The following is a 16417-nucleotide window of genomic DNA, read 5'->3' on the forward strand; positions in this document are numbered from 1 at the left end:
ATCGGTATACGCAACCGATCCGGAGGACGTCATGGCCGACGAGCACACCGCCCACACCTATCCGCACGGGGTGCCCAGCTGGATCGACCTGGAGGTGCAGGACGTCGACGCGGCGCTCGCCTTCTACGGTCACCTGTTCGGCTGGCGGTTCGAGGAGAAGCTTCCACCCGGGGCGCCGGGGCGCTACGTCATCGCGTCCAGGGACGGCACCGATGCGACGGCCATCGCCGCGATCGCCACACCGGACGCGGGCTTCGTCGGCGAGGTGGCGTGGCACACCTATCTCGCCGTCGACGACCTGTCGACGGCCGCGGTCCGGGTCCTCGAGCTGGGCGGCATCCTGAGCTCTCCGCCGGAGAACGTGGGGCCCCCGGGGCAGCCGGCCGGCCGGATGGCGCGGATCGTCGACGCGCAGGGCGCGCCCAGCCGCCTGTGGCAGGCGGGTACCAGGCTCGGTGCCCAGGTGGTCAACGCGCCGGGCACGTGGAACTTCAGCAACCTGCTCACCCCGGACGTCGACCGCGCGCTCCAGTTCTACGGCCCGCTGCTCGGGTGGGTACGGAGCGACGATCTCGCCGTCGGTATGGCGCGTGTCCCCGGGTACGGCGACCACCTGGCCCGCACGATCGACCCTGGCATCCACGAGCGCCAGGAGCACGTGCCGCCCGGCTTCGCTGACGTCGTCGCAGGGGTGGTGCCTGCCGACGGGCCCGCACGGTGGTCCGTGGCATTTGCCGTCGCCGACCGGGACGCGTCCACGGCACAAGCGGAACGGTCGGGCGCGAAGGTGCTGGAGACGGAGGAGACCGAGTGGTCGAAGTCGGCGACCATCCGAGACCCGTTCGGCTCCGAACTCGTCCTCGCCCAGTTCGACCCGCCGGAGGAGTTCCTCGTGGCGGAGGCGCAGGCCGGGAAGGACTGACACCGTCCCTGCATTATTGCTTCCTGTGCTTGAATGTAGCCTGGCTAGTTAAATCATCGAGGAGGGCATGTGCCGCCTGAGAGAGTCGTCCTGCTGGACGAGGACCGCGTGCCGGTCGGGACCCAGCTCAAACACCTCGTGCATACAGCGGACACCCCGCTGCACCTGGCGTTCTCGTGCCACGTGCTGAACTCCGAGGGTCAGGTGCTGGTCACCCGGCGGTCCCTCGGCAAGCGCGCCTGGCCGGGGGTGTGGACCAACTCCGTCTGCGGGCATCCGCAGCCGGACGAGCCGATGGAGGACGCCGTCGTCCGCCGCGCCCGGGACGAGCTCGGGCTGGCCGTGCGCGAGCTCCGGCCCGTGCTGCCCGACTTCCGCTACCGGGCCACCGATGCCTCGGGAGTCGTGGAGAACGAGGTGTGCCCCGTCTACGTCGCATTCGCCGACGAGGAACCGGAGCCGAACCCGGACGAGGTGATGGACCTGCGCTGGGTGGACCCCGGCCGGCTGGGCAGCGCACTCCGGGCGACGCCCTGGGCGTTCTCCCCGTGGTTCGTGGGCCAGGCACGGGACATGGAGCTCTACGCGCCGTCGGACACCGGGACGGCCCTGACCGAAGGAGCGCCGCGATGACCGAGACCCTCCCCCGTGAGGCGGTCGACACCGTCCTGGCCGAGTTCTTCGAGGACCGGATACGACGCGCCACCCCGCTCGCGGAGCACTACGCGCTTCTGTGGCGGCGGCTGGCGCGCTCCAGCGAGGGCGGCAAGCGTCTGCGGCCCCGGCTGCTGCTCGACACGCACCGGGCGCTCGGCGGCACGGATCCGGAGGACGCGACGGTCGCCGCCGCCGCGTTCGAGCTGCTCCACACCGCCCTGCTGCTGCACGACGACGTCATCGACGGCGACCTCAGGCGGCGCGGCCGCCCCACCGTCACCGCCGAGTTCGCCGACGACGCGCTGACCAGCGGACTGCCCGAACGATCCGCGGCGGCCTGGGGACAGGCGTCGGGGATCCTCGGCGGCGACCTGCTGCTCAGCGCCACGTACGCCCTCGTCGCACGGGTCCGCGGGACCGCACGCGAGGAGCTGACCGACATCGTCGAGGACTGCCTGTTCCGCGCCGCGGCGGGCGAGCACGACGACGTCGCGTTCGGTCTGGGCACGGCCCCCGGCTCCCCCGAGCAGCTGCTGCGGATGATGGAGAACAAGACCGGCGGCTACTCGTTCGCCGCGCCGCTGCGCGCGGGTGCCGCGCTGGCCGGGGCGGACGAAGGCACCAAGGCCGAGCTCGAACAGGTCGGGACGGCGCTCGGCGTGCTCTACCAGCTGAGGGACGACATGCTCGGCGTCTTCGGGGACACCCGCCGCACGGGCAAGAGCACCACCGGCGACCTGCGCGAACGCAAGCGAACCCTCCTCGTCGCGTTCGCCGAGGGGCACCCCGCCTGGAACGCGGTGCGGTATCTGTGGGGCGACCCGAACCTGGACGAGCCCGGCGCGGACCTGCTCCGGGACGCGCTGATCACCAGCGGCGCCCGCACGGGGATGTCGGACCTCATCGAGGCCAGGCGACGAGAGGTCGTCGCCGCCATCGGCCGGACGGCGCTGCCCGCCGGCCTGCAGCACGACCTCACCGGCCTCGCCGACCAGCTCGCGGGGCGTGCGGCATGAACCCGTCGTCCTCCCTCGCGCTCTACTCCGACACCGCCCACACCGCGGCGGCCCGCGTGCTCGGCGCCTACTCGACGTCGTTCAGCCTGGCCACCCGGCTGCTGCCGCCCGCAACCCGCGCGATGATCGAGGACATCTACGCGCTGGTGCGGGTCGCCGACGAGATAGTGGACGGCCCGGCGCACGAGGCGGGTCTCGCGCCCGCCGAGTGCCGCAGCACCCTCGACGGGCTGGAGACCGAGACGTACGCGGCACTGCGGAGCGGGTTCAGCGCGAACATAGTGGTCCACGCCTTCGCCAACACCGCACGGACCGTCGGTATCGACGACTCGCTAGTGCGTCCCTTCTTCGCCTCCATGCGCCGCGACCTGGACCCGATGGCCGCGCTCAGCGTCGGCGAGTTCCGCGCCTACGTGCACGGCTCCGCCGAGGTGGTCGGACTCATGTGCCTGTGCGCCTTCCTGCACGGCTACCCCGTCCTGCCCGCGACGCGCGGCAAGCTCGAGGAGGGCGCCCGCAGGCTCGGCGCGGCGTTCCAGAAGATCAACTTCCTGCGCGACCTCGGCGACGACGAGGACCGCCTGGGCCGGTCCTACTTTCCGGGCACCGGCCCGGACCACCTGGACGACGAGCACAAGGCAGTGATCATCAAGGACATCGACGCCGACCTGGCCGCCGCACGCGCCGTCATCCCGCTGCTGCCCGCGGGCCCGCGCCGGGCGACGGCGCTCGCCGCCGGCCTCTTCGCCGAGCTCAACGACCGGCTGCGGCACATCCCCGCCGCCAAGCTGCGCGGGCAGCGGGTGTCCGTGCCGAAGGCCGTCAAGCTGCGCATCGCCGCGACCGTCCTCGCCACCTCGCATGCGGGAGGGCGGGCATGAGGGGCGACCTCCGGGACCGGCGGGCCGTCGTGGTCGGCGGCGGTATCTCGGGCCTGGCGACCGCGGCCCTGCTCGCACGGGACGGGGCGGAGGTCACGCTCCTGGAGGCGCGGCCGGAGCTCGGCGGCCGGGCCGGACGGTGGCAGCGCGACGGGTTCCGGTTCGACACCGGCCCCTCCTGGTACCTGATGCCGGAGGTCTTCGACCACTTCTTCCGGCTGCTCGGCACCAGCGCCCGCGACGAGCTGGACCTGATCCGGCTCGACCCGTCCTACCGGGTCTTCTTCGAGGGCGACCCTGAGCCGTTCGACCTGCCCGCCGACGGCGCCCGCGAGGCGCTGCTCGCGCTCGACCCGCCGTCCGCCCGGAAGCTGGACGCCTACCTGGACTCCGCGGGCGAGACCTACCGGATCGCCACCGAACGGTTCCTGTACGCGACGTTCGCCTCGCTCGGACCGCTGCTCGACCGGGACGTCGTGCGCCAGGCGCCCCGCCTGGCGCGCCTGCTCGGTGAACCGCTGGACCACTTCATCGCGCGCCACACGACGGACGACCGGGTACGCCGCATCCTCGGCTATCCGGCGGTGTTCCTCGGCACGTCGCCGAGCGCCGCGCCCAGCATGTACCACCTCATGAGCCACCTCGACGTGACCCAGGGTGTGCTGTACCCGCGCGGCGGCTTCGGCGCGGTGATCGACGCCGTCGCCCGCGTCGCCCAGCGCGCGGGCGCCAAGCTGCTCACCGGGCAGCGCGTGCAGCGGATCACGGTGGCGGACGGCGCCGTCAGCGGCGTCGAGGTCGACGACGGCACCGGCCGCACCCACCACCTGGAGGCCGACGTCGTGGTGTCGACCGCCGACCTGCGCGTGACGGAGCACGAGCTGCTCGGCCCAGCGCACCGCAGCCACAGCGACCGCTGGTGGCAGCGGCGCGACCCAGGCCCGGGCGCCGTGCTGGCGCTGCTCGGGGTACGCGGCGAGCTCCCGGCGCTCGCCCACCACTCGCTGCTGTTCGCGCAGGACTGGCAGCAGGGGTTCGACGCGATCTTCGGCGACCACCGGTCCGTCCCGTCGCCGGCGTCGCTCTACGTCTGCCGCCCGAGCGCCACCGACGACGTCGCCCCGCCCGGGCACGAGAACCTGTTCGTCCTGATCCCGGTGCCCGCCGACACCACTATGGGCGCGGGCGGCGTCGACGGTGCCGGGGATCCGGGCGTGGAACGCGTGGCCGACCAGGCCATCGCCCAGATCGCGCAGTGGACCGGCACGCCCGACCTCGCCGAACGTGTGGTGGTGCGGCGCACCATCGGGCCTGCCGACTTCGAACGCGACTTCGGCGCCTGGCGCGGCGGCGCCCTCGGCCCCGGCCACACGCTGCGGCAGAGCGCGATGCTCCGCGGCAAGAACGTGTCCTCCCGCGTCGACGGGCTCCTGTATGCCGGTGCGACGACCATCCCAGGGATCGGCCTGCCCATGTGCCTCATCAGCGCGGAGCTGGTGCTCAAACGGCTCCGGGGCGACACCAGCGCCGGCCCCCTGCGGGAGGACTGATGAGCTTCGCCTACCTCGCCGTGCTGCTGTTCTCGGCAGCCGGGGTGCTGCTCCTCGACGCCCGCTACCGGCTCTTCTGCTGGCGGTCGCCAAGGCGCGCGGCCGCCGTCCTCGTGGTCGGCACCGCGTTCTTCCTCGCATGGGACGTGGCGGGCATCGGGCTCGGCGTGTTCTTCCACGGCACCGGCCAGTACATGACGGGGCTCATGCTCGCGCCCGAGCTGCCGCTGGAGGAGCTGGTGTTCCTGCTGTTCCTGTGCGAGCTCACGATGGTGCTCGTCCTGGGCGCGCAGCGCGTCCTGGACCGCGTGGAGGCCCGGCGATGACCTACCTCCTGCTCGCGCTCGGCTTCCTCGCGCTCGCCACGGTCGTCGCCCTCGTCGCACGGCGGACTGCGCGACGGGCCGGCAAGCCCGTCGCCGGATGGCGGGCCCTCGCACTCGCCGCCGGCGCGCTGCTGCTCCTGACCGCCGTGTTCGACAACGTCATGATCGCTAGCGGGCTGTTCACCTACGCCGACGCGCAGATCTCCGGGGCCCGGATCGGCCTGGCGCCCGTCGAGGACTTCTCCTACCCCCTGGCCGCCGTCATCCTGCTGCCTGCGCTGTGGTCCCTGTTCGGGGACAGGTTCGGAGGCAGCGATGATCGCTGACCTCGCGCGCGCCTCGCGGCCGCTGAGCTGGATCAACACCGCCTACCCGTTCGCGGCCGCCTACCTGCTGACCACCGGAGACGTCGACGCCTCGCTCGTCATCGGGACGCTGTTCTTCCTCGTGCCGTACAACCTCGCGCTCTACGGGATCAACGACGTGTTCGACTACGCGTCCGACCTGGCCAACCCCCGCAAGGGCGGCGTGGAGGGCGCCCTGCTGCCGCCCGCCCGGCACCGGACGATCCTGATCGCGTCCGTCGCGAGCTGCGTCCCGTTCGTGGTCGCCCTGGTCCTGCTCGGCCCGCCGCTGTCGTGGGTGGCGCTCGCGGTCAGCCTGTTCGCGCTCGTCGCCTACTCCGCGCCGCCCTTCCGCTTCAAGGAGGTGCCGGTACTCGACTCGCTGACCTCCAGCGTGCACTTCGTCAGCCCCGCGGTCTACGGGCTCACGCTGGCCCAGGCCTCGCCGACGCCCGGGACGTACGCGGTGCTCGGCGCCTTCCTCTTGTGGGGCATGGCGAGCCACGCCTTCGGCGCGGTCCAGGACATCGTGCCCGACCGCGAGGGGCGTATCTCCTCGGTCGCCACCGCGCTCGGCGCGGCCCGCACGGTGCGCCTCGCCCTGGCCGCCTGGACCGCCGCCGGCCTCCTCATGGCCACCACGGGCTGGCCCGGCGCGCTCGCCGGCCTCCTCGCGCTCCCCTACCTCGCCCTCGCGCTGCCCTACGCGCGGCTGCGCGACGAGGACTCCGCGCGGGCCAACGGCGGATGGCGGCACTTCCTCTGGGTCAACTACGCCGTGGGCACAGCGGTGACCATGATCCTCATCCTGCACGTCCTACGGAACGGAGGGCTGCCATGACACTCGTCAAGCCGCTGACCTGGTCGAGCGTGGTCGCCTACCCGCGCTCCGAGGTCTTCGCCTGGCACGAACGACCCGGCGCGGTCACGCGGCTCACGCCACCGTGGGTACCGATGCGGGTGGTCCGGGAGGCGACCTCCCTGGCCGACGGCGAAGCGGTGCTGGGCCTCCCTCTCGGGCTGCGCTGGGTGGCCCGGCACTCGGACTACGAGCCACCGGAACGGTTCGTCGACGAGCTGGTCTCGGCGCCCCTGCGCTGGGGCGTGCGGTGGCGGCACGTGCACGAGCTCCGCGACGAGGGCACGCGCACCCGCATCACCGACACGCTCCACACGAACGTGCCACCCGGGTTGCTGAACGCCATGTTCGCCTACCGGCACCGCCAGCTCCGCATGGACCTGGCGGCGCAGGCCACCGCACGGAACAGCGGCGACCGGCCGATGGTCGTCGCGGTGACCGGCAGCAGCGGGTTCGTCGGCAGCGCCCTGGTGCCGTTCCTGACCACCGCCGGCCACCGCGTGATCCGGCTGGTCCGCGGCCGGCCGCACGGACCCGACGAACGCCACTGGGACCCCGCCGCCCCGGCCGACGACCTGCTCGACGGCGTGGACGCGGTGATCCACCTCGCGGGCGCCTCGATCGCCGGCCGGTTCACGCCCGCGCACCGCGCCGCCGTCCGCGACTCCCGGATCGAGCCCACCAGGGCGCTCGCCGAGCTCGCCCTACGCACCGCGCACGGACCCACAGTGTTCGTCTCCGCGTCAGCGATCGGGTACTACGGCCCGGACAGCGGGGACGAGATGCTCGACGAGTCCGCCCCGCGAGGCGACGGCTTTCTCGCCGACCTCGTCGCCGACTGGGAGCAGGCGACCGCCGGTGCCGCCGAGGCCGGGCTGCGGGTGGTCAACGTCCGCACCGGCCTCGTGCAGTCTCCACGCGGCGGGACGCTGCGCCTGTTCTACCCGCTGTTCGCGGCGGGGCTGGGCGGCAGGCTCGGCGACGGCCAGATGTGGCAGTCCTGGATAGGTATCGACGACCTGGTGGACGTCTACCACCGCGCGCTCTACGACGCCGGGCTGTCGGGTCCGGTCAACGCCGTCGCACCCGAACCGGTGCGGAACGCCGCCTACGCGAAGACCCTGGCCAGGGTGCTGCACCGGCCCGCGCTCCTGCCCGTGCCCGGCTTCGGTCCGCGGCTGCTGCTCGGTGCGGAGGGCGCGACCGAGCTCGCCGAGGCCAGTCAGCGGCTGTACCCGGCGGCCCTGCTGGGGCGGGGCCACAGGTTCCGGCATCCGACCCTCGAACCGGCGCTGCGCCATCTCCTCGGCCGGGACGGCCGCTCGGGCTGATCAGGAGCCGGGCACCCAGTCCTCGTCGCCGAGCACCCACACCGCACCATCCGCCTCCGGTCGGGCGTCGTCGGAGAGCCAGTAGGTCTCGTCGGGGTTCCATCCGGCGATGACGCTCGCGACGCCGTCGTCGACGGGGACTGCGGTCCCGGCCGCGGTGAGGTACGCGGCGGCGGTGAGGTGGACGGCGTCGTGGTCGACGGCGACCGCGGCCCAGTCGGGCATCAGCCAGCGTCCGTCGCGGCCGGTGGTGCGGTACCAGTCGTGCCGCTTCTGCTCGGTCACCTCCAGCGGGTACCTGCGGCACAGCGCGGCCCACGCGTCGGGGCCGTCGATCTCGTAGACGCGAGCGCCGGCCGGTGCCGCTACCCGGTGCGTGACCGCGCGCTCCCAGCCCATGTCGTCCTCGACCAGCCAGACGCCGACGGGTCCGAACCTGCCGAGGCTCCTGGTGGTGTGGACGAGGTCGGACGGCGGGGTCGACCACCACTCGCCGCTCCTGGGCGCCTCCGGGTCGGCGGGCCTCTCCGCCCGTGCGCGCGTCTCCTGGGCCGCGATGTCGGCGCGCCACCGGGCCAGGCGATCCGCCGCGCGCGGCGCCCGCTCCCCCTGGCCCCCCTGGCCGTCGTCCCAGGTGACAGCGTGCTGGTCGGCGAGATCGAGGGGCGCGCTCCACCAGTCGATACCGGTCGCCGAACCGGCGACGTGCCGGGCGACGCGGTCCAGGGCAGCACGCACCACGGGCGTGGCGGCGAGGAGGTCGCTGCCGTCGGGCTCCTGCCAGTAGCGGGCGTTGGCCACCGCGTCGGCGAGGGCACGCAGTGCGGCGCCCTGGTCGACGTCGGCGAGGCTTGCCGTCTCCAGCAGGGACGCCACGGATTCGGCGGTCGCGGCCGGCGGCGTCTCGTGCGCGCCGGAGCCGGAGAACGACACGAGCATCTGACCCTGGCCGGGGTCGAGGTCGTAGGCCGCCGACATCACCGTCAGTGCGAGCGGGGTCTCCGTCCCGTCGCGGTCCGCGTGGAGCGCCTCGGCGCCCAGCACGAGCTGCAGGAGGAACCGGCGCCCGCGCCATCCGTTCAGCAGCGCCTCCGGCGTGATCACGGGACACCAGCCGTTCTCCGGGACAGCTCCGGCACGCCGTCGCCGCTCAGGTCGTCGAGCACCGCGGGGCGGCCGGCCATCGCCAGGACGAGCGAGAGCAGCGGCCCGCCGACCTCGGGACCGGAACCGGACCGGAAGTCGGCGTCGGTCGCGATGAGGCGCAGGCCCTTGACCAGCGACCGGCTGTTGACGGCGAAGTCCTTGGTGGCGAAGAACCGGGCGACCGCGAGGAGCCCTTCGGCGTCCGGGGCGTGCCGGAGGCCCAGCGGCCGGCGGATGTCCTCGGCGTGGACGACCAGCTCGCCCAGACCCGCCGGGCTCTCCCTGCTGGGCAGGCCGATCGGCCCGGTCTCCGCGAAGCGTTCGAGCGTCGCCACGGGCGTCGCGCCGCGGAACTCCTCGAGGCGCCGCCGGTTGTGCACGTCGGCGTCGAACCGAGCGCCGACGATGCTGCGGATCCATCCCCACGTCGAGAGCATCGACGCGGCTCCGAGGTGCGCGACGACGTCCTCCACGTCCCACGCGTCGCACAGGGTCGGCGAGCGCCACTGCGCGGACGTCAACGTGCGCAGGTCGTCGACGAGTGCCGAACGCTCACGGTCCTGGATCTCTGACAGGCTGGTCACGGTGTGACCTTACCGACGTGTCGACCAGATGCCGGGTCTGCGCCGCGATCGTCGGCCAGGCCACCGGCGGCAGGTCGTGGCCGATGCCGTCGAGGACCACCAGCTTCGCGCCGCGGATCTCGCGCGCCACGGTGCGGGCCGCGGACATGCGGATGAGCGGGTCGTCCTCGCCCTGTAGCACGAGGGTGGGCGCCTGGATCTCGCGCAGTCGCGCGCCCTGCCATCTCGCGTGCAGCTGGCGGCTGATCCCGGCCATGTCCCTCGGTCCGGCCTCCAGCCCGCGCTCGATCCGTTCGAGGGCCGCGGCCTCGTCGCACGGGTTGGCCGGGGATGCCATCCCCTTGGCGATGGCCAGGGATGCGGCGACGTCGCCCTCGTGACCCGCCGGATGGCGCTTCGTCACGTTGCGTGCGACCAGCCCGAACCGCAGGTAGCGCAGCGCGCGGTACCCGACGGCGTCGCTCGGCGGTGCGTCGCACGAGACCAGGGCGAGCACCCGGTCCGGATGACGCAGCGCCACCCGTTGTGCGACGACGCCGCCCAGCGAGTGCCCGAACACCACCGCACGGTCCCAGCCGACGGCGTCGAGCACCGCCACGGCGTCGTCCGCCAGGTCCTCTGCCGTGTAGGCGCCCGCTCGGGGGTCGCGCAGCATGCGCCAGTGCCCGCGCCGCACGGTCTCGCTGAACCGGGTGGACGCGCCGGTGTCGCGCTGGTCGTAGCGGACGACGTCGAACCCCTCGTCCGCGAGGGCCCGGCAGAAGCCGTCCGGCCACCAGAACCGGGAGATCGCGAGGCCCATCATGAGCAGGAGCGGGACGCCTCCGCGCTCCCCGAAGCGGTCGTAGGCGAGCTCGACGTCGCCGCTGCGCACGTACGTGGCCGGCGACCAGGTGTCTGTATCGGTCACCCGAAACATTGTCGTCCGCGATCGAACCACTCGCCCGGGATCCTGGTCAGTGCGTCAGCTTGAGCCCGATGACGCAGCCGATCAGGCCGAGGATCAGCAGGACACGGACGACGGAGACGGGTTCGGCGCCGGTGGCCATCGCCCAGACGACGGTGGTCGCGGCCCCGATGCCCACCCAGACGGCGTAGGCGGTCCCGACGGGCAGGTCGCGCAGGGCGAACGCGAGGCCGCCCATGCTGGCGACGAGGGCGAACCCGAAGACGATGCTCGGCCCGACGTTGTGGAACCCGTCGGAACGGCTGAGGGCGGTGGCCCAGACGGCCTCGAGAAGGCCGGAGACGACAAGGACGATCCACGACATGGTGTGCTCCTCAGTTGCCGTCTTTTCGCACACCGGGTACGGCAACCCTCGTCCGGGGACCCTCCGGGTCCTGCTCCGATCTTCGCACATGCCCGATCGCCGCGGCAGGTCGTCGCACGGTGGCGTGGGCCACCCGCTGGTTGACTGGGCGCATGACGCGGATGCGGTGGGTGAGCCGGGCGCTGGACGGCCCGAACTGGGTACGGTTCGGCACGGCCCTGCTGGTCGCCGCACTGGTGGGCTGGCTGCTCTCCCCGGACTCCGTGGCGGCAGCGGTGCTGGGCGGGTGGGCCGGGGCCGGGCTGGTGTTCGTGACCTGGACCGCGCTGGTGATCGTCCCGATGGACCCGGAGGCGACCAGCGAGCATGCGGTGCGCGAGGAGCCCGCGCGCAGCGTCGCGCACCTGATAGTGCTGCTCGCGGCGGTGGCCAGCCTGGCCGGCGTCGCGGTGACGCTCGTGGGTGGCGTGCTGGGCAGCGGTGACATCACGATGGCCACGGTGCTCGCCTCGGTGGTGGTCTCCTGGGCCTGCGTGCACACGGTGTTCGCGCTCCGCTACGCCCGTGCCTACTACACCGCGCCGGTCGGGGGAATCGACTTCCACCAGACGGAGCCGCCCCGGTACACCGACTTCACGTACCTGGCGATCACCGTGGGCATGAGCTTCGCCGTCTCGGACACCGACCTCGCCTCCTCGGCCATGCGCCGGGTAGCCCAGGTCCACGCCCTCCTGGCCTACCTGTTCGGCACGGTGGTCGTCGCCCTGCTCATCAACCTGGTCGCGGGTCTGGCCGGCACCTGAGCCCTGAGCAGCCGCACCACCGCCGCCGCCGCCTCGCGGCCCGCGCGGTTGGCACCGACCGTCGACTGCGACGGTCCGAAGCCGATGAGGTGCAGCCGCGGCTCGGTCGCCGCCTGGGTGCCGGTGAGCGCGATACCGCCCAGCTCGTTCCGCAGGCGCAGCGGGTCGAGGTGCGTCAGGTCGGCCTTGAACCCGGTGGCCCACAGGATGGTGTCCACCGGGGTGAAGGTGTTGTCCGCCTCGCGCACGCCCATGGGCTCTATCGCCTTGAACATCGGCCGGCGCTCCAGGACGCCGCGGGCCTTCGCCGCGAGCGCGTACGACGTCCAGCCCAGCCCCGTGTACGAGACGACGCTCCCCGTGGGCCGGCCCGCTGCGACGTCGGCCATGACCTTGGCGATGGTCTCGCGGCCCACCGTCTCGGGCTGGAACTCGCGCTCGAGGAAGACGGGCTCCCGGCGGGTGTACCAGCGGGTGGTCGCGACGCGGGAGATCTCCTCCAGGAGCTGGAGCGCGGAGATGCCGCCGCCGACCACCGCCACGCGCTGCCCGGCGAAGTCCTCGGCCCGGACGTAGTCGCGGGTGTGGAGCTGGCGGCCCACGAACGTGTCCTGCCCCGGGTAGCGCGGCAGCACGGGGTTGGTCCAGGTCCCTGTCGCGTTGATGACGGCCCTCGTGGTCCAGGAGCCCCTGTCGCTCGTCACGACGAGGTCGCCGTCCGGGTCGTCGTCGGCGCGGTGCACCGCCACCACGTGGACCGGGCGCAAGATGGGGAGCGCGAACGCCTGCTCGTACCCGGCGAAGTACCGCGGGACGGCAGCGCGGCTCGCCTCGGTCGTGTCGACGGCGGGCTGGGCCAGGCCGGGCAGGTCGAAGATGCCGTTGACCGTGGCCATCCGCAGCGACTCCCAGCGGTGCTGCCAGGCGCCGCCGGGCGCGGGGTTGGCGTCCAGCACCACGAAGGTGCGTTCGGCGTCCGGCTGCTCGACGGCGCTCACGAAACCCCGGTGCCGCAGGTGGTACGCCGCCGAGAGACCGGCCTGCCCGCCGCCGATCACGACCGCGGTCGCCCGGTGCAGTTCCTCGCTCACACCGAGGACAACATCCCTGGTGCGGGGATGTTCCCGCACCGGCCTGAGGCGATGCCCACAGCGAGCCCACGGGTGCGGCGGGCTCAGCCGGTGGTCCCGCAGGACCGGAACGCCTCCGCGCGCTGCGGGGTACCGTCAGCGCCCGTCATCGCCCGGGCTGAACACCGCCCCGTACAACCGGGCCGCCTCGTCCACCACCGACCGGTCGATGGTGGCGACGGTGGTGGTCCTGACCAGCAGCGGCTCGCAGTCCGGCCCGCGGCCGGCGATCTCGCCGGTCAGTGCCCACGGGTAGCGGTCGGGGGCCAGCAGGTGCGCGTACTGGCACAGCTGCCGCGCGAGCCAGTGCTCGATCAACCGGTCCCACCACGGCTCAGGGGTCAGCGGGTTGACGCTGAGACCGGGCAGGAGGCACCCGCTCTCGTGGTCCCGGCTCACGGTGGCGGCGTCGGCCACGGGGCCCGCGCTGAAGCGCACGTAGAGCGGCGTGATCGCCTCGGCGAGCTCCTTGACGTCGGCGAGCGAGCGCAGGTGCGGCGCACCGGGCAACATCCCGGTCTCCTCCATGGCTGTTGCCTCCTCTCCGGGGCTCGGGTCAGGCGCTCCCCGCGATCCGGAAGCGCAGGCCCAGGTGGTCCACGGTGGCGGGCAGCGGGTCCCGGGCCAGGTAGCGCCCGCGGGCCACGCGCAGGTCCCGCGCCGCCAGCTGGGCCAGCAGGTGGCTCGCGACCAGGAGCACCACGTTCCGGCCGGGGCACGCGGCAGGCCCTCCGCTGAACGGGACGAGCCCCCAGTCGCCGTCGTTGCGGCCGTCCAGCCACGCCTCCGGGAGGAAGTCGTCGGCGTGCGGCCGCTCGGCCGGGTCGCGGTGGAAGAACGAGCTGACGACGACGAAGCCCGTGTGGGCGGGCAGGATCCGTCGCCCCCAGGTCGTCGGGCCGGTGGACTCGCGCAGCACCACGAACGTCGTCGGCCACAGGCGCACCGACTCCAGCACGCAGGCCCGCGTGTAGGGCAGGAGCGCCGGACCCTGCCCGGCCAGTGGCGGCCCCGCCTCCGCGAGCACGCGCTCGCGGACCTCCGGCCGGGCGGCGACCACGGCCAGCGCCCGCAAGGTGGCCGCCCCGGCAGCATCGAACGCGAAGAGCCAGTGCGGCACCTGCCCCACCGCCGTCGCGGGGCCGCTGCGGTGGGCCGCTTCGGCGAGCGAGCCGGGCTCGGGCGCGCGGAGGTAGGACCCGATCCGGCGCTCCAGCTCCTCGCGGAGCCGGGTCCGTCTCGGGTGCAGCCACGACCAGTTCGCGTCCCGCCGCAGGGTGTTGAGGATCGCCACGAGCTCACGGTCCCCGCGGGCCTTCGTGCCGAGCACCACCTCCAGCACGATGCCCCACCACGCCTCGTGGAAGGCGTAGGCGTCGAACCGCCCGGTAGTGTCGAGCTGCCGGGTCAGGTCCGCCACGCCTCGGCGGACGGCGTCGACGAAGGCGGCACCGTCGTCGTGCACCGGCTGGTCCATCTGCAGGGCATGCTCGTTGAACGGCCGCCGGTGCCACCGCTCGGTCGTGGACGAGATGAGCACGCCCTCGGGCTGGAAGTGCGCGAGCGCGCCGCGCTTCTCCGTCGTGGCGGGCGAGAAGGGCTCCGGCGAGTCCTCGAGCAGGCGGCGCACGTCCTCCCGCTCCGTGACCACGACGAACCGCCGCGGCCCGACGCCGACAGCGAGCGGGGCGCGGTCGTGCCGTTCCCGCAGCCCGGCCAGGACGGCACGGGCCGTGCGGTCCGCCTGGTGCCGTTCCGCCCACGCGGTCGCGCGCGGCCGACGGATGATCGCGCCCTGGGCGACCAGCGGCGCGAGCACCTGGCCGACGACGCGTGCTGCCTCTCCGGGACTCAGGTCGACGGGCGTGCGGTTGGCGGGCGTGGGGATGCGCGTGCTGTTGGCGGACATACGGGCCGCGGTTGTCGGGCTCATGGCCGGCTCAGCGATTCGGCGGTTCCTCGGAGATGTCCGCGAGCGCCGACGACGGGTCGCGCTCGACGGCGAGGTCGCCGATCGAGACGATGCCGACCGCCGTGTCGCCGTCCATCACCGGTACCCGCCGCACCGCGGCCTCGCGCATCACCTCGACGGCGGTGGCGACGGGGTCGCCGGGGCCGACGGTCACGAGCTGGTCGCTCGCGACCTCGCCGACCTTCGCGTCGAGGCCGCGTCCTTCGGCGAGGCCGCGGACCACGATGTCCCGGTCGGTGATGATGCCGACGATCCTGGACTCGGACTCGACGATCAGTGCGCCGACGCCCTCAGAGGCCATCGCGCGGGCGGCTGCCTCGATCGTGTCTGTCGCGTCGACGTTGGTCGGCGCTGGGGTCATGACATCTGCGACGGTCTGGACCATGTCGCACTCCTCCCTCGGTAGGGCCGACGGCGGGCTGCTTCACCGACATATCCACCATGCCCCGGTGGCCTGCCGCTCGCATGCCGGCTGCGACGGGTGCAGGGGCTGGTCAGACGCGTAGGGCGTCGGCGGCGCGTGCGAGGTTGACGATGAGCGCGCCGGCGACGAAGTAGTCGTGCTCTGTGGTGCGCTGGGCGGTGCGGACCACGCCGCGGAGGTCGTGGACGGCACGGTCGAGCCGGTCGACGGCAGCTACGGCGTCCTTGTTCGCCGTGCCGTCGGCGTCTCTGGTCGCCGCGGCGCGCAGGGCGGAGGCGAACGCTCGCAGGGCTGCGGCGAACTCGGGTCTCAGGTGCTGCCCGAGCGCCACCTCGTCGAGCCCGTCCCGTTCCCACACGACGAGCAGGCGCACTATCTCGTCGACCGCCTCGGCAGCGGTGCCCAGGGCGTCGGCGCGCCGCGTCTGGGAGGCCATCCAGTAGTTGTTGCCCTTGTACCGCACGCGGACGTTGGCGCGTGCTGCCTCGCGGGTCTGCGCCACCGCCGCGCGTGCGCTCTCGACGGTGGGGAAGAGCCGGTGGCGGCGGTCCTCCCACTCGTCGGGCGCGAGGGCCCCCTTGTCCGCCAGCCAGTTCGCCAGCGCTTCGACCTGGTCGGCCAGTCCGTCCCGCAGCCTGCCGAGCGCCAGCTCCGACGGCGTGAGCGGCAGCGGCGGGAGCAGCAGGTTGATGCCGATGCCTATCGACGCACCCACGAGGATCAGCCCCGCGTACGAGCCCACGTAGCCGAAGCCGTCGCCCTCACCGCCGTTTCCGATGATGAGCACGAAGATCGCCGAGGTGACCGTCCAGTCGCCCATGTCGCCGAAGATCCGCCAGCTCACGCACAGGATCGCCAGGCCCACCACCAGCGCGACCTCAAGGGGCCCGGGCAACGGCAGCAGGTGCACGGTCCGGGCGATCGCCGCGCCGACCAGCACCGCGGCGACGGACTGGAGGGAGTCGCGGACCGACCGCACCACGGTGCTGGTGGTGGCGAGCACCGCGCCAAGGGGCGCGTAGTACGGGTACTCCGAGAACGGTTCCGGGGCCAGGAGCCCCACGAACCAGGCAAGGCCGGCCGCGAGCGCCCCCTTGACGGCGAGCGACCAGCGCGGGTGGCTCAGCCAGGCGCGGTGGAGGGCCGAGAGCGCGCCCGGCGGCCGTCCCACCGTCAAGGGGTGTCGTGCGTCGATCATGTC

Annotated in this window: 19 protein-coding genes and 1 riboswitch; of the genes, 10 read left to right on the forward strand and 9 right to left on the reverse strand. The window is 73.3% G+C overall.

The window, feature by feature from the left end; genetic code table 11:
• Nucleotides 1-31: 31 nt before the first annotated feature.
• The 9 genes from AB0F70_RS16260 (at nt 32) to AB0F70_RS16300 (ending at nt 7886) form a co-directional block, all read left to right on the forward strand.
• On the forward strand, nt 32-922 hold the full coding sequence (locus tag AB0F70_RS16260; RefSeq protein WP_357449938.1) for a VOC family protein: 891 nt from the start codon (nt 32-34) through the stop codon (nt 920-922).
• Between the two features lie 69 nt (nt 923-991).
• Nucleotides 992-1555, forward strand: a complete 564-nt coding sequence (gene idi / locus AB0F70_RS16265; RefSeq protein WP_357449941.1) for an isopentenyl-diphosphate Delta-isomerase — start codon at nt 992-994, stop codon at nt 1553-1555.
• Entirely contained in the window at nt 1552-2595 is a 1044-nt protein-coding gene (locus tag AB0F70_RS16270; RefSeq protein WP_357449944.1) for a polyprenyl synthetase family protein, read from the forward strand. Before idi ends, AB0F70_RS16270 begins: the two co-directional genes overlap by 4 nt.
• Nucleotides 2592-3476 carry a squalene/phytoene synthase family protein gene (locus AB0F70_RS16275; protein WP_357449947.1) on the forward strand — a complete coding sequence of 295 codons (885 nt, stop codon included), beginning with the start codon at nt 2592-2594 and terminating at the stop codon, nt 3474-3476. Before AB0F70_RS16270 ends, AB0F70_RS16275 begins: the two co-directional genes overlap by 4 nt.
• Nucleotides 3473-5026 (forward strand): phytoene desaturase family protein, encoded by a 1554-nt coding sequence (gene crtI / locus AB0F70_RS16280; RefSeq protein WP_357449950.1) that lies wholly within the window; start codon nt 3473-3475, stop codon nt 5024-5026. Before AB0F70_RS16275 ends, crtI begins: the two co-directional genes overlap by 4 nt.
• Nucleotides 5026-5352, forward strand: coding sequence for a lycopene cyclase domain-containing protein (locus AB0F70_RS16285; protein WP_357449953.1), 327 nt, complete (start codon nt 5026-5028; stop codon nt 5350-5352). The genes crtI and AB0F70_RS16285 overlap by 1 nt, the downstream gene beginning before the upstream one ends.
• A complete protein-coding gene (locus tag AB0F70_RS16290; protein WP_357449956.1) occupies nt 5349-5678 on the forward strand; it encodes a lycopene cyclase domain-containing protein in 330 nt (109 codons plus the stop codon). Before AB0F70_RS16285 ends, AB0F70_RS16290 begins: the two co-directional genes overlap by 4 nt.
• A complete protein-coding gene (locus AB0F70_RS16295; protein WP_357449959.1) occupies nt 5668-6537 on the forward strand; it encodes a prenyltransferase in 870 nt (289 codons plus the stop codon). Before AB0F70_RS16290 ends, AB0F70_RS16295 begins: the two co-directional genes overlap by 11 nt.
• Entirely contained in the window at nt 6534-7886 is a 1353-nt protein-coding gene (locus AB0F70_RS16300) for a TIGR01777 family oxidoreductase (RefSeq protein ID WP_357449962.1), read from the forward strand. The genes AB0F70_RS16295 and AB0F70_RS16300 overlap by 4 nt, the downstream gene beginning before the upstream one ends.
• Here AB0F70_RS16300 and AB0F70_RS16305 read toward each other — a convergent pair whose 3' ends face one another.
• From AB0F70_RS16305 to AB0F70_RS16320, 4 genes are read right to left on the reverse strand one after another with little or no spacing between them, the layout of a single operon-like run.
• Complete coding sequence (locus tag AB0F70_RS16305; RefSeq protein ID WP_357449965.1) at nt 7887-8990, reverse strand: hypothetical protein; 1104 nt, start codon at nt 8988-8990, stop codon at nt 7887-7889.
• A complete protein-coding gene (locus AB0F70_RS16310) occupies nt 8987-9616 on the reverse strand; it encodes a maleylpyruvate isomerase family mycothiol-dependent enzyme (RefSeq protein WP_357449968.1) in 630 nt (209 codons plus the stop codon). Before AB0F70_RS16310 ends, AB0F70_RS16305 begins: the two co-directional genes overlap by 4 nt.
• Nucleotides 9585-10526: an alpha/beta hydrolase gene (locus tag AB0F70_RS16315; protein ID WP_357449971.1), complete on the reverse strand. Its 942-nt coding sequence runs from the start codon at nt 10524-10526 to the stop codon at nt 9585-9587. Before AB0F70_RS16315 ends, AB0F70_RS16310 begins: the two co-directional genes overlap by 32 nt.
• 46 nt (nt 10527-10572) lie before the next feature.
• Complete coding sequence (locus AB0F70_RS16320) at nt 10573-10887, reverse strand: multidrug efflux SMR transporter (protein WP_357449974.1); 315 nt, start codon at nt 10885-10887, stop codon at nt 10573-10575.
• Nucleotides 10888-10898: 11 nt separating this feature from the next.
• Nucleotides 10899-10961, reverse strand: a riboswitch (guanidine-III (ykkC-III) riboswitch).
• Nucleotides 10962-11039: 78 nt separating this feature from the next.
• On the opposite strand from AB0F70_RS16320, the gene AB0F70_RS16325 reads away from it, so the two are divergent.
• Entirely contained in the window at nt 11040-11690 is a 651-nt protein-coding gene (locus tag AB0F70_RS16325) for a DUF1345 domain-containing protein (protein ID WP_357449977.1), read from the forward strand.
• Here the strand turns inward: AB0F70_RS16325 and AB0F70_RS16330 are convergent.
• From AB0F70_RS16330 to AB0F70_RS16350, 5 genes are all read right to left on the reverse strand, one after another.
• Nucleotides 11624-12781, reverse strand: coding sequence for an NAD(P)-binding domain-containing protein (locus AB0F70_RS16330; protein WP_357449980.1), 1158 nt, complete (start codon nt 12779-12781; stop codon nt 11624-11626). The genes AB0F70_RS16325 and AB0F70_RS16330 overlap by 67 nt on opposite strands.
• Nucleotides 12782-12916: 135 nt before the next feature.
• Nucleotides 12917-13348, reverse strand: a complete 432-nt coding sequence (locus AB0F70_RS16335; RefSeq protein WP_357449983.1) for a DUF6098 family protein — start codon at nt 13346-13348, stop codon at nt 12917-12919.
• A gap of 28 nt (nt 13349-13376) precedes the next feature.
• Nucleotides 13377-14753 carry a cytochrome P450 gene (locus tag AB0F70_RS16340; protein ID WP_357449986.1) on the reverse strand — a complete coding sequence of 459 codons (1377 nt, stop codon included), beginning with the start codon at nt 14751-14753 and terminating at the stop codon, nt 13377-13379.
• A 7-nt stretch (nt 14754-14760) separates the two neighbouring features.
• On the reverse strand, nt 14761-15177 hold the full coding sequence (locus AB0F70_RS16345) for a CBS domain-containing protein (protein WP_357449989.1): 417 nt from the start codon (nt 15175-15177) through the stop codon (nt 14761-14763).
• Nucleotides 15178-15286: 109 nt separating this feature from the next.
• Nucleotides 15287-16414 (reverse strand): aromatic acid exporter family protein, encoded by a 1128-nt coding sequence (locus AB0F70_RS16350; RefSeq protein ID WP_357449993.1) that lies wholly within the window; start codon nt 16412-16414, stop codon nt 15287-15289.
• Between the last annotated feature and the right edge of the window lie 3 nt (nt 16415-16417).

The sequence above is a fragment of the Promicromonospora sp. NPDC023805 genome (genome assembly GCF_040639635.1).
In the GTDB taxonomy this organism is placed as follows: Bacteria; Actinomycetota; Actinomycetes; order Actinomycetales; family Cellulomonadaceae; genus Promicromonospora.